This is a genomic window from Stenotrophomonas sp. FR012 (assembly GCF_047520565.2).
GTDB lineage: Bacteria > Pseudomonadota > Gammaproteobacteria > Xanthomonadales > Xanthomonadaceae > Stenotrophomonas > Stenotrophomonas sepilia.
This window is the reverse complement of sequence record NZ_JAXBQL020000001.1, coordinates 383,244-395,856: the sequence shown is the minus strand read 5'-3', so window position 1 is coordinate 395,856 and position 12,613 is coordinate 383,244. Positions and strand designations below refer to the sequence as shown.

Genomic DNA, 12,613 nt, shown 5'->3' with positions numbered 1-12,613 from the left:
GGTTCACGGCGTGTCCTGCCAACCCACAGCGCCCCGCTCAACCGGCACGAATCCAGAGCCGCCTTGGCTTTGGGCTTGCCGGCCAGCGGCCGGCACTACCGCGGGCGCAGGGTGCGACCCTGCAAAAAACAAGGCCGCCTTTCGGCGGCCTCACTTTTCTTTACTTCAGCTTGATCTCGCGCAGGCGTTCCTCGAGGAAGCCGTGGGCGGTGATCGGCTCCGGGTACCGGCTCGGGTTCTCCGGGGTGATGCACGAGGGCAGCACGTCGATCAGGAAGTCCGGGTTCGGGTGCAGGAAGAACGGCACCGAGTAGCGCGGCTGGCGCGCCAGCTCGCCCGGAGGATTGACCACGCGGTGGATGGTCGACGGATAAACATGGTTGGTCAGGCGCTGCAGCATGTCGCCGATGTTGACCACGATCGTGTCCGCGTCCGAGGTGAACGGCACCCACTCGCCGTCGTGCGACTGCACTTCCAGGCCCGCGGCACTGGCACCCACCAGCAGGGTGATGAAGTTGATGTCGCCATGAGCACCGGCACGAACGTTCGGGATGTCGTCGGTGGTGATCGGCGGGTAGTGGATCGGGCGCAGGATCGAATTGCCGAAGTTGGTCTTGTCGGCGAAGAAATTCTCCGGCAGGCCGATGTGCAGGGCGAGCGCCGACAGCACGCGCGACCCCAGGTTGTCCAGCGCCTGGTACAGGCCGTACCCCCGCTCGCGGAAGCCCTCGACTTCGGTCGGCCACAGGTTCGGCGCCATCACGTCACGGTACTTGGAGTCGTCGGCGATCTCGCGGCCGATGTGCCAGAACTCCTTCAGGTCGAAGTGCTTGGAGCCCTTGGCGGTCTCCACGCCGAAGGGGGTATAGCCACGGGCGCCGCCGCTGCCAGGCACGTGGTACTTGCGCTTGACCTCTTCCGGCAGGGCGAAGAAGGCCTTGAAGGCATCGTAGGCCGCGTCGATGTCGGCCTGCGGGATGCCGTGGTTGCGGATGCCCGCGAATCCCCATTGGCGATAGGCCGCGCCCAGCTCGGCCACGAAGGCCTCGCGGTCGCTGTCGAAACGGGTGATGTCGAGGGTGGGGATCTGGCTCACAGCGGTTCCTGGCTTGTCATTGGGTCTGGGGGGCCAGCGCATTCATGGCCCGCCTGAACATTGTGACAGATCGCCCGGGGGACGCCACTCGATACGAAGAAACAAACCGATACAATGCGCGACCCGCGCGCGAATTAACGCTTCCGTCACGTTCGGCCCGCCCCTTTGCCCGCTCCCTGAATCCGCCCCGCCATGTCCGCAGCCGCCCCTGCCGCACCCGCCCTTGAAGGTTCCACCCGGCGTTGGCGCCGGCTGGCCTGGTGGTCGCTGTTCGTCGCCGGCAATGCGGCCCTGGCTGCGGCGATCGCACTGGGCAACGTGCCGCTGCGGGACAATCCAGGCGGCAGCGCGGGCCTGGCCTACCTCGCCATCGCCCTGCCCGGCCACCTGCTCGCGTTCGGTGCGCTGGCCGGCCTGCTGCCATTGCTGCTGGGGCTGTGGCCACGCACTGCCCGTACGCTGAGCATCAGCGCCGTTCTCCTGCAGGGCCTGTGGCTGTGCCTGCTGCTGGTCGACGCCAAGGTGTTCACCCTGTACCGCTTCCACCTCAACGCCATGGTCGTGAACATGGTGTTCGGCGGCGCCCTGCAGGACCAGGTCGCCCTGTCCTGGAAGACCTGGCTGCAGGTCGCGCTGCTGGTCGCCGCGGTCTTCGCCGCCGAAGGCCTGCTGGCCTGGGCGTGCTGGAAGCTGTTGCCGGCAGCGCCGCGCCGGCGACGGGTGCTGCAGGCGTGGGCAGCGGTCGCGCTTCTGATGGCCGGCGGCCAGGTCGCCACCGCCTACTACGACGCCCGTGGCGACCGCGATGTGATCGCGCAGTGGAACTACCTGCCGTGGGCGCAACCGATCACCGCCAAGAGCTTCATGCGGCGCCTGGGCGTGGTCAGCCAGCAGCAGGCCGGCCTGCCCGACCCGCGCCATGCGCAGCTGCAGTACCCACTGCACCCGCTGCGCTGCCAGAACCCGCATCGCCCCAATGTGCTGATGGTGGTGCTGGAATCGCTGCGCCAGGACGTGCTGACACCGCAGCTGATGCCCAACACGTCGGCGCTGGCGCAGGACGCGCGCGTGTTCGACCAGCACTTCAGCACCGGCAATGCCACCCGCTATGGCCTGTTCGGGCTGCTGTACGGCCTGCCCGGTGGCTACTGGCCAAGCATGCTCGACGAGCAGCGCGGCTCGCAGCTGTTCCAGGTGCTGGGCCAGCAGGGCTACGACCTGCACCTGTACGGCAGTGCGCCGTTGTACAGCCCGGAATTCGATCGCACGGCTTTCGCCGATGTGCGCGACCAGCTGCACCAGGGCTCATCGGCACTGAAGTCCGACGGCCGCGACCGCGCGATCATCAGTGCACTGCAGCAGGACATCCGCGCCAGCCAGGCGGCGCAGCGCCCGTGGTTCGGCTTCGTGTTCCTCGACTCCACCCACGCGCCCTACCACATGCCCGATGGTTACCCGCCCGTGGCGACGCCGATGGCTGCGGACATCGACTTCCTCAAATTCGGCCCGGAGCACGACCCGACGCCGGAACTCAACCGCTACCGCACCGCCGTGCACTACGCAGACAGCCTGATCGGCTCGCTGCTGGACGACCTTCGCGCACAGGGCCTGGCCGAGGACACCATCGTGCTGGTCACCGGCGACCATGCCGAAGAGTTCAACGACCTCAAGCTGAACTATTGGGGCCACAACGGCAACTTCTCCGACTACCAGCTGCAGGTCCCGTTCGTGCTGCATTGGCCAGGCAGGGCCGCTGGCCGCGACGCCCGCACCAGCTCGCACGAAGACTGGGTACCGACACTGATGCGCCACGCGCTGGGTTGCGAGAACGCACTGACCGATTACAGCACCGGCCAGGACCTGCTGGCCGAACCGCAGGGCCCGCGTGCGCTGGTGGTCGAAAGCTGGTCGCAGCGCGCGATACGCCATGGCGACGCGATCTACGTGTTCGACAAGTTCGGCAACGCCACAGCGCTGGACCGGCACTACCTCCCGCTGCCCCAGCAGGCCCCTGATGCGGCTGCCGTACGCACTGCATGGGAAGCGTTGACCCGCTTCCGCAATCGTTGACCTTCAAGGATCGATCCCGCATGAACCGTCCGCTGCGCATCCTGCACACCGAAGCCGCCAAGGGAATGGGCGGACAGGAGATCTACATCTTCCGCCACATGCAGGTGATGCGCGCGCGTGGCCACGAGGTGGCGCTGCTGTGCCAACCCGAAGCGCGACTGGCCAAGCTGGCACACGACGACGGTTTCACCGTGCACACCCTGCGCATGGGCGGCCTGCTGCGTCTGCTGCGCGGCATCTGGTCGGTCTCGCGCCTGGTGCGCCGCGAACGCTATGACGTGGTCAACACCACCAGCCGCCGTGACGCGCTGATCGCCGCCGCCGGCGCACGCCTGGGCGGCACGCCGCTGGTGGTGCGCTCGCGCCACCTGATGAGCCCGGTCAACTCGCTGCTGACCTATACCGGCCTGCCGCACCGGGTGCTGACCGTCAGCAGCTTCGTCAAGCAGTTGCTGGCCGAGCGCGGCATTCCGGCCGAACACATCGGTATCGTGCCGCCCATCGCGGTCCCGCCGCGCTGGAGCGAGATCCGCAAGGACGACCCCTGGCAATGCCTGCAGGAGGTACGCGCGGAAGTGCGCGCCGAGCTCGGCTTCGGCGAACAGGACATCGTGGTCGGTTGCGTGGCGGTTCTGCGCGAACCCAAGGGCCACGCCGACCTGCTGCAGGCGATGGTGCCGCTGTGCAAGACGCACCCGAACCTGCACCTGGTGGTGGTCGGCGATGGCCAGCCGGTCATGGATCGACTGCAGGCGCTGCGCGACGAGCACGGGCTGCAGCAGCAGGTCCACCTGCTCGGCTATCGTGACGGCGCGTGCCGGCTGATGGCCGGCTTCGACATCTTCGCGCTGGCTTCGCACAAGGAAGCGGCCGGTACCGTCTTCCTAGAGGCCGCCTATGTCGGGGTGCCGATCGTGGCCACGCGCGTGGGTGGCGTGCCGGAAATGGTGGTCGATGGCAGCAATGCGATCCTCACCCGGCTGGGCGACAATGCAGCCCTGACAGGCGCCCTGCGCTTGCTGGTGGACGATCCGGAACGGCGGCGGCAGATGGGCCGCGCGGGCTGGGACTGGATGCGCAGCGCGCACCGGTTCACTCCCGACGGCCACGGTGAGACCACCGAATACTATTACCGCCAGTGGCTGAAGGAGCTGGGACATGGCTGATGCCCGAACCGTACCGGTGCTGATGCACCACCACGTCAGTCCGTCGCCGGGCATGATCACCGTGTCACCGGAGAATTTCGAAAGCCAGATCGCCTGGTTGGCCGGCAACGGCTGGACCTCGCTGACACTGGACCAGTACGCCGGTTTCCTGGCCGGCAAGCCGGTGCCGCGCAAGTCGATCGTGATCACCTTCGACGATGGCTACCTGGACAACTGGGTGTATGCGCACCCGATCCTGCAGAAGTACGGCATGCACGCAGTGGTGTTCGTGGTCACCGGCTGGATGGGCGAAGGCCCGGAGCGGCCCCATGCGGGGCTTGCCGGGGCAGTGCTGCCTGCCACGCCGGACCACCGCGGCTGCGAAGCGGCGATCTACCAGCAGAACCGCAGCGACGACGTGATGATGCGCTGGAGCGAAGCGCGCGCGGCCATCGCCGCCGGCACCTTCGAAGTGCATTGCCACACCCATACCCACACCCGCTGGCTGCGCCGCGACGACCTGGACCGCGCACAGCGCCGTGCGGGCCTGAGCCACGATCTGGCAGTCTCGCGCGAAGTCCTGCGGGACAAGCTCGGCGAGGTGTCCGATACGCTGTGCTGGCCTTACGGCGATTTCGACCAGGACCACATCGAGGTGGCGCGCGAGCACGGCTTCCGCTACCTGCACACCACCCACCCGTTCGGCCGCAACGTGGTCGGCGGCGATCCGGAACGCATCTACCGCTTCGCGATTCGCAACCGCCCGGCCAGCTGGCTGCGAAAACGCATCGCACAGAGCTACAACCCGCTGATCGCACCGCTGTTCAATGGCTTCAAAGCACGCCAGAAGAAGATGGTGCCGGGGCCGTAGGCAGCCCAACGCCTTGCCCCTTCAACGAAAACGCCCCGGCATTCCGGGGCGTTTTCGTTGGGCTGATGTGCAGCGGCCTCAGGCGGCGGCTTCACGGACCGCCGCGGACAGGCGGTCCAGCGTGTCCTGCATCAGCGTTGCATCATCGGCCTCGACCGTGACACGCACCACCGGCTCGGTACCGGACGGGCGCAGGAACGCACGGCCACGGCCGGCCACCGACTGCTGCGCGTCGGCCAGCGCGGCCTGCACACTGTCGGCCTGCACCGTTGCCTTGGCCGAGACATTGCCCAGCCGCACGTTGACCGTCTTCTGCGGCACCCGCACCAGTCCCTTCAATGCCTGGCGCAGGGTCTGCCCGCTGTTGCGCAACGCCACCAGCACCTGCAGCGCACTGACGATGCCGTCACCGGTGGTGGCCCGATCCAGGCACAGCAGGTGGCCGGAGGCTTCGCCGCCGAGCACCCCACCGCCTTCGATCAGCGCCTGGTGCACATAGCGATCACCGACGTTGCTGCGCACGAACGGAATCTGCAGATCGGCGAAGGCCTTCTCCACGCCGTAGTTGCTCATCAGCGTGCCGACCACCGGGCCGCGCAGGCGGCCTTCGGCTTTCCATGCGCGGGCCAGGATGTAAAGCAGGTCATCGCCGTCGACCGGGTTGCCCTGGTCGTCGGCCATCAGCACGCGGTCGCCGTCGCCGTCGAAGGCAATGCCGAGATCAGCGCGGGTTTCGCGGACCTTGGCCGCGAGATTGTCGATATGGGTGGAGCCCACGCCGGCGTTGATGTTGACGCCGTTGGGCTCGGCGCCAATGCCGATCACCTCGGCACCCAGCTCGCGGAACAGCAGCGGTGCGATCTGGTAGGTGGCGCCGTGCGCGCAGTCCAGCACCAGGCGTACGCCACGCAGGTCGAACGCGCGCGGCACGCTGGCCTTGCAGAACTCGATGTAGCGGCCGACCGCCTCGCGGCCACGCGATGCCTTGCCCAGCTTCTCCGATTCGACGGTGGTGAACGGAACGTCCAGCGCCGCTTCGAGGGCAAGCTCGGTGGCATCGTCGAGCTTCTCGCCCTGGGCGGAGAAGAACTTGATGCCGTTGTCGTAGTGCGGGTTGTGCGAGGCGCTGATGACGATGCCGGCATCCACGCCCAGCGTACGGGTCAGGAACGCCACCGCCGGAGTCGGCATCGGCCCCAGAAGCTGCACGTCGGCACCGGCGGCCACCAGGCCGGCTTCCAGTGCCGCCTCGAACATGTAGCCGGAAATGCGGGTGTCCTTGCCGATCACCACAATCGGCCGGCGCCCGTCCTGGCCGCGCTGGGCGACCAGTACACGGCCCAGGGCGTTGCCCAGGCGCAGCACGAAGTCGGCCGAGATCACGCCCTGGCCGACCCGGCCACGGATGCCATCAGTACCGAAGTACTTGCGGCCTCCCATCATGCCACCTCCGGCGCCGGCTGACGGCCCAGCATCGCCAGCAGGTCGGACAGGCGGTCACGCAGCTCGCGGCGGTCGCAGATCTGGTCGATGGCACCGTGCTCCAGCAGGAACTCCGAGCGCTGGAAGCCTTCCGGCAGCTTCTCGCGCACGGTCTGCTCGATCACGCGCGGGCCGGCGAAGCCGATCAGCGCCTGCGGTTCGGCGATGTTGATGTCGCCCAGCATCGCAAAGGAGGCCGAGACACCACCGGTGGTCGGATGGGTCAGCACCGAGATGTACGGCAGCCCGGCTTCACGCAGCTTGCCCAGCGCGGCCGAGGTCTTGGCCATCTGCATCAGCGAGAACAGGCCTTCCTGCATGCGTGCGCCACCGCTCTGCGAGAAGCACACGTAGGGCGCACCGATCTCGACCGCGGTTTCTGCGGCCAGTGCGAAACGCTCGCCGACCACCGAGCCCATCGAGCCGCCCATGAAGGCGAAGTCGAAGGACGATGCCACCAGCGCACGGCCCTTGAGCAGGCCGCGCATGGCGATCAGCGCGTCGTACTCGCCGGTGTTCTTCTGCGCGATCTTGATGCGCTCGCTGTACTTCTTCTGGTCCTTGAACTTGAGCAGGTCGGTCGGCCCCAGGCGCGCACCGATCTCGGTGGTGCTGTCGGCGTCGAACAGGGCGGCCAGGCGCGCGCGCGCGCGGATCGCCATGTGATGGCCGCACTTCGGGCAGACTTCCAGGTTCTCTTCCAGTTCCGGACGGTACAACGCGCTGCCGCAGTTGCTGCACTTTTCCCACAGGCCCTCGGGGACACTGCGCTTCTTGCTGGGGGTGTTGTCGGTGCGGATGCCGGACGGCATCAACTTGCTGAGCCAACTCATGCGGGAGGACACTTCCGTTCAGGGCGGCCCAGGGGCCGCAAAGGCGGACAGTCTAGCTCCGCTTTCCCCGCCCGTGCACCCCCTTTCCAGCTGCGGGGCAGCCGGAAAAAACCATGCTGGGACGTACGTTTAGGTGCTGGGCGGTACCCGCCGCTGGCCGGCAGCCCTTGCACGCGAGCCATCAGGAGGAGGCCGGCCAGCGGCCGGCAGTCCTGTTACGCGTCCAGCGCCTGCCGCAGCGGGGCGAGGAAGGCCCGGGCGCGCTGCACCGCGTCTTCCGCCGAACCCGCTTCTGCCAGCGCCGCCACCAGCGCGCTTCCGACCACCACGCCATCGGCCTGGCGGGCCATGGCCGCGGCACTGGCGGCATCCTTGATACCGAAGCCCGCCACCACCGGCACCGATGCGCGCGCGCGCAACGCCTGCAGGCGGGTACTGGCGGCATCGCTGTCCAGGCGCTCGGACGCGCCGGTGACACCGGCAAAGCTGACGTAGTAGAGATAGCCACGGGCCAGCGCCAGCAGCTTGTCGGCTCGCGCCTCGCTGGTGGTCGGCGACGCCAGCAGGACCAGCGCAAGGCCGGCTGCGTCGAACGCCTGCTGGGCGTCGCCCGCTTCTTCCGGCGGCAGATCGACCAGCAGCACGCCGTCCACGCCGGCGTCGACGGCGGCCTTGGCGAAGGCCGCGTAGCCATGGATCTCCACCGGGTTGAGGTAGCCCATCAGCACCACGGGGGTCTGCGCATCGCGTTCGCGGAACTGCGCCACGGCCTGCAGGACGTAGCGGCTGCCGGCGCCGCGCGCCAGCGCGCGCTCGGAGCTGCGCTGGATGGTCGGGCCATCGGCCATCGGGTCGGAAAACGGCACGCCCAGTTCGATCACGTCGGCGCCGGCCTCGACCAGTGCGTGCATGACCGGCACGGTCGCCTCCAGCGAGGGATCACCGGCGGTGACGAAGGGAATCAGCGCCTTGCGCTGCTGTTCGCGCAGACGCAGGAAACAGGCATCAAGTCGGGATACGGGCATTTCAGGCACATCCTTCAATCAGTTCAATCGCATCGCTGGTTCCCCAGTACATCCGGGTGACCTTCCCTTCAAACAGTTCCAGGCGGATGCCCAGGTCCGAACCCGGGTCCTGCCAGGTGAGGTACTCGCCCTGGTCACCGTCGTAGGCATGCGGGCTGGATACCGGCGGCTTCGGGAACTGTGCCATGGCCTGGGCACGGGTCATGCCGATGCGCAGGCCGAATGGACCGGGCTGTTCAACCGGCAGCTCCGGGTCGTCGCCCGGCTTCAGATCAAAACGGACCACGCGGTCGTCGTCGGTCATCATCGACACGCCCGGCGGCAACCCCCTGCCGTCGTAGTACTCGCAGTCGCCTTCGAAGAACTCTTTCGCGCCCTGTGCCTTCCAGGGCCCCAGTGACTTCAGGTCCCCCATGTGCTGGCCGACCAGCACTTCGCCGGCATGGTCCAGTGCCACCGAGGCGACGGCGGGGGCGTTGTCGCCGTTGCTCTCTTCCGCAGACGGCGGATCGACGATCGGCGTACGCGCCATCGGGTCGAGGTCATCGTTGGCGGCCGGCTGCTGTGCGGGCTGCGCGGTGGCTTTGGCAGCCGGCGCAAGCACTGGCGGTTCCGGCGGCTGGCACGCGGCCAGGCCCAGCACCAGCAGAAGCACCCCGCTGTTCCGCAGCAGCGCGCTCACAGCACCAGCCCTTCGCGCGCGGCGATGGTGTGCACGTCCTTGTCGCCACGGCCGGACAGGTTGCACAGCACGATCTGGTCACGCGGACGCTCACGCGCCAGCTTGATCGCCTGTGCCAGTGCGTGGCTGGACTCCAGTGCCGGCAGGATACCCTCGGTATGCGCCAGCAGGTGGAAGGCCTGCAGCGCTTCTTCATCGGTGATGCCGAGGTAGCGCGCACGGCCGGTATCGGCCAGGAAAGCATGCTCCGGGCCGACGCCCGGATAGTCCAGGCCGGCCGACACCGAGTGGGTCTCGATGATCTGGCCGTCGTCGTCGCACAGCACATAGGTGCGGTTGCCATGCAGCACGCCCGGCCGACCGGCGGCGATCGATGCGGCGTGGCGGCCGGTGCCGATGCCGTCGCCGGCGGCTTCGGCGCCGACGATCTCGACCTGGCGATCGTTGAGGAAGGCGTGGAACAGGCCGATGGCGTTGCTGCCGCCGCCGACGCAGGCGGTGATCGCATCGGGCAGGCGGCCATACTCGGCCAGCATCTGCTCGCGCGCCTCGCGGCCAACGATGGCGTTGAAGTCACGGACCATGCGCGGATACGGATCCGGGCCGGCCACGGTGCCGATGATGTAGAAGGTGTCCTGCACGTTGGTCACCCAGTCGCGCATCGCTTCGTTGAGCGCGTCCTTCAGGGTGGCCGAGCCGGAGGTGACCGGCACCACCGTCGCGCCCAGCAGCTTCATGCGGTAGACGTTGATCTTCTGCCGCTCGATGTCGGTGGCGCCCATGTACACCACGCATTCCAGGCCCAGGCGGGCGGCAACGGTGGCACTGGCAACACCGTGCTGGCCGGCACCGGTCTCGGCGATGATGCGCTTCTTGCCCATCCGCGCGGCCAGCAGCGCCTGGCCGATGGTGTTGTTGATCTTGTGCGCGCCGGTGTGGTTCAGGTCTTCACGCTTGAGCAGGATCTGCGCGCCGCCGACATGGTCGCTCAGGCGCTGGGCATGGTAGATCGGGCTCGGCCGGCCCACGTAATGGGCCAGGTCGCGGTCGTAGGCAGCCTGGAATGCCGGGTCCTGACGGGCCTGGTCATACGCCTGGGCCAGTTCCTGCAGCGGACCCACCAGGGTTTCGGCAACAAAGCTGCCGCCGTAGCGGCCGAAATGGCCCTGGGCATCCGGGAAGGCGTGGTAGTCGGCAATGGGGGAGGCAGACATGGAAGCGACCGCTGGTTCGAGACAGGTGGATACTCTAGCGCACGGGTCTTGACCGGAAAATGGATATTATCTGGCGCATATCGTCAGGAAATCTCACATGAGCCGTTCCCTGCTGCCGCCGCTCAATGCGCTGCGTGCGTTCGAGGCCACCGCCCGTCTCGGCGGCGTTGGCCGCGCCGCACACGACCTGCATGTCACCCACGGTGCGGTCAGCCGCCAGCTGAAGCTGCTGGAAGACCATCTCGGCCTGGCGCTGTTCCAGCGTGCCGGTCGCGGCCTGCGCCTGACCGCTGCGGGCACGCGGCTGCAGGCAGCGTGCAGCGAGGCCTTCGGCGGCATCGAAGACTGCGTGCGCGAACTGCGGCGGCCGGCGGCGGCCCCGGCGCTGGTACTGGGCTGTAGCGGCAGCGTGCTGGCGCGCTGGATGATCCCGCGCCTGCCTGCGCTGCAGGCCGCCCTGCCCGGCGTGCGCCTGCAATGGTCAGCGCTGGATGGCAGCTTCACCGAGGCACAGGCGGCACTGGATGCGGTATTGCTGCTGGCGCAGGGGCCGTGGCCCCGCGGCTGGCAGGTGCGTGAGCTGGCCCCGGAACGGGTCGGCGTGGTGGTGGCCCCCTCGCATCCGGCCGCGCAGCGACTGCGGCATGTACCGCCCTCGGCGCTGCTGCAGGAAACGCTGCTGCACACCAGCTCACGGCCGCAGGCGTGGCCGGCGTGGGCGCAGGCGCACGCTATGGACCCCGCGAAGCTGCAGCTGGGTACGGCCTTCGAGCATCTGTACTACCTGCTGGAGGCAGCGGTGGCCGGGCTGGGCCCGGCGATCGCACCCGAGCCACTGGTGGCCGAGGACCTGGCCGCCGGGCGACTGGTCGCGCCGTGGGGGTTTGCCGCCACCGGTGGTTTCTGGGTGCTGGCGCGACCGGACGGACCACCTGATGCGCGCGTGGATGCGCTCGCCGACTGGCTGGGCCAGCAACTCCGCTGACAACAAAAAGGGGACGGAGGGAATTAAGTCGCAAGTGGCACAAACGACTTAATTCCCTCCGTCCCCTTTTTTCAGCTGGCGGTCGGTGTGGCCAGGCGCTGCTGCAGGTCTTCGCGCAGGCGCGACAGCTCGACTTCGGCCTGCTGCCGCTGCTGCATCCCTTCGCGATGGATGCTGCGCACTTCTTCCACCGTGGCGATCAGCTGGTCGTGCACATGGCGCAGCGTGGCCACGTCGATCACGCCGCGCTGGTTGCTGCGCGCGGTATCCACCGAGGCCTGGCGCAGCAGGTCGGCATTGCGGCGCATCAGTTCGTTGGTGGCGTCATCGATGGCCGTGGACAGTTCGACCGCAGCCTTCTGTTCGCCCAGCGAGAGCTGGATGGCGAACTGGCGCTTCCACGACGGAATGGTGATGTCGCGGACGGTGTTGAACTTCTCGATCAGCTGCAGAGCGTTGGCCTGGATCAGGCGGATCATCGGCAGCGACTGATCGGCGGCGTGCTGCATCAGCTGCAGGTCGGACACGCGCTTCTCGATCAACCGGATCGCATTGTCGATCTCGCCCTGGCGGATGCGCTGCTGGGGGTCCTCGCTGGCCTGCCCGGCCAGCTGTTCGGCCTGCAGTTCGGCCAGCCGCTGCTTGCCCGCTGCCGCATACAGGCCGAGCGCACGACGTTCTTCGCGGACGATATCGTGCATGCGGTCGAACTCGCCCACGCGCTTTCCCATCAACGCCTGCTGCACGCCGACGTCGGCCAGCAGCTGTTCGATCTGCGCATTGGTGTCGCTGAACTTCTGCACCAGCTCGCCCTTGGAGGCGCGCATGCGATCAATCAGGCCACCGATCACCGGCACCTTCGATCGCTGCGCGAAGCCATCCAGCTTCAGGCTGCGCGCGATGCGCACCACTTCGCCCAGCTTCTCGCCACTGGCATCCAGGTCACGATTGCGCACCTGGTCCAGCAACTGGCTGGAGAACGCTGCGGTGCGCGTGGCGGCTTCGCGGCCGAACACCTGCAGGTTGCCCGGGCGCAGATCGTCCAGTTCCAGACGGATCTCGGCGATGCGCGGCAGATCCTCGCGTACCAGTCCCAGCGCCTGCAGCGCACCTTCATCGAGCGCAGTGGCGGTGGTCGTGCCGGGTACGAGGGCACCGGGGGTCTGGCTGTCCTGGGTCATCGGGCAGTCTCCTTGCAGTTGGGTAAGCG

At 67.9% G+C, this 12,613-nt stretch carries 11 protein-coding genes; 4 read left to right on the top strand and 7 right to left on the bottom strand.

Translation table 11 applies throughout. From position 1 onward, the window contains the following. Nucleotides 1–160 precede the first annotated feature (160 nt). Nucleotides 161–1,138, bottom strand: coding sequence for an isopenicillin N synthase family dioxygenase (locus ACM0O9_RS01885; protein ID WP_049414703.1), 978 nt, complete (start codon nucleotides 1,136–1,138; stop codon nucleotides 161–163). A 150-nt stretch (nucleotides 1,139–1,288) separates the two neighbouring features. Here ACM0O9_RS01885 and ACM0O9_RS01880 point away from each other — a divergent pair, with 150 nt between their 5' ends. Genes ACM0O9_RS01880 through ACM0O9_RS01870 form a run of 3 tightly spaced genes read left to right on the top strand, consistent with a single transcriptional unit; the run spans nucleotide 1,289 to nucleotide 5,182 of the window. Next, complete coding sequence (locus tag ACM0O9_RS01880) at nucleotides 1,289–3,166, top strand: DUF3413 domain-containing protein (protein WP_235649402.1); 1,878 nt, start codon at nucleotides 1,289–1,291, stop codon at nucleotides 3,164–3,166. 20 nt (nucleotides 3,167–3,186) lie between these two features. After that, nucleotides 3,187–4,332 (top strand): glycosyltransferase family 4 protein, encoded by a 1,146-nt coding sequence (locus tag ACM0O9_RS01875; RefSeq protein WP_065179154.1) that lies wholly within the window; start codon nucleotides 3,187–3,189, stop codon nucleotides 4,330–4,332. Beyond that, the gene (locus tag ACM0O9_RS01870) at nucleotides 4,325–5,182 is read left to right on the top strand and encodes a polysaccharide deacetylase family protein (protein ID WP_134955820.1); all 858 of its coding nucleotides are present in this window, start codon (nucleotides 4,325–4,327) and stop codon (nucleotides 5,180–5,182) included. The genes ACM0O9_RS01875 and ACM0O9_RS01870 overlap by 8 nt, the downstream gene beginning before the upstream one ends. A 78-nt stretch (nucleotides 5,183–5,260) precedes the next feature. Here the strand turns inward: ACM0O9_RS01870 and glmM are convergent, their stop codons facing one another. The 5 genes from glmM to trpB all read right to left on the bottom strand — a co-directional run bounded on the left by glmM (nucleotide 5,261) and on the right by trpB (nucleotide 10,418). Beyond that, nucleotides 5,261–6,622 (bottom strand): phosphoglucosamine mutase, encoded by a 1,362-nt coding sequence (gene glmM / locus ACM0O9_RS01865; protein ID WP_065196991.1) that lies wholly within the window; start codon nucleotides 6,620–6,622, stop codon nucleotides 5,261–5,263. Continuing rightward, a complete protein-coding gene (gene accD / locus ACM0O9_RS01860) occupies nucleotides 6,622–7,497 on the bottom strand; it encodes an acetyl-CoA carboxylase, carboxyltransferase subunit beta (protein ID WP_005417947.1) in 876 nt (291 codons plus the stop codon). Before accD ends, glmM begins: the two co-directional genes overlap by 1 nt. 215 nt (nucleotides 7,498–7,712) lie before the next feature. Next, nucleotides 7,713–8,522, bottom strand: coding sequence for a tryptophan synthase subunit alpha (gene trpA, locus ACM0O9_RS01855; protein WP_005417949.1), 810 nt, complete (start codon nucleotides 8,520–8,522; stop codon nucleotides 7,713–7,715). A gap of 1 nt (nucleotide 8,523) precedes the next feature. Continuing rightward, nucleotides 8,524–9,204, bottom strand: a complete 681-nt coding sequence (locus ACM0O9_RS01850) for a hypothetical protein (protein WP_005417951.1) — start codon at nucleotides 9,202–9,204, stop codon at nucleotides 8,524–8,526. After that, entirely contained in the window at nucleotides 9,201–10,418 is a 1,218-nt protein-coding gene (gene trpB / locus ACM0O9_RS01845; protein ID WP_005417953.1) for a tryptophan synthase subunit beta, read from the bottom strand. The genes ACM0O9_RS01850 and trpB overlap by 4 nt, the downstream gene beginning before the upstream one ends. Nucleotides 10,419–10,515: 97 nt before the next feature. Here trpB and ACM0O9_RS01840 point away from each other — a divergent pair, with 97 nt between their 5' ends. Then, nucleotides 10,516–11,403 (top strand): LysR family transcriptional regulator, encoded by an 888-nt coding sequence (locus tag ACM0O9_RS01840; protein ID WP_235649403.1) that lies wholly within the window; start codon nucleotides 10,516–10,518, stop codon nucleotides 11,401–11,403. Between the two features lie 71 nt (nucleotides 11,404–11,474). Here ACM0O9_RS01840 and ACM0O9_RS01835 read toward each other — a convergent pair whose 3' ends face one another. Continuing rightward, the gene (locus tag ACM0O9_RS01835) at nucleotides 11,475–12,584 is read right to left on the bottom strand and encodes a toxic anion resistance protein (RefSeq protein WP_065179156.1); all 1,110 of its coding nucleotides are present in this window, start codon (nucleotides 12,582–12,584) and stop codon (nucleotides 11,475–11,477) included. Nucleotides 12,585–12,613 lie beyond the last annotated feature (29 nt).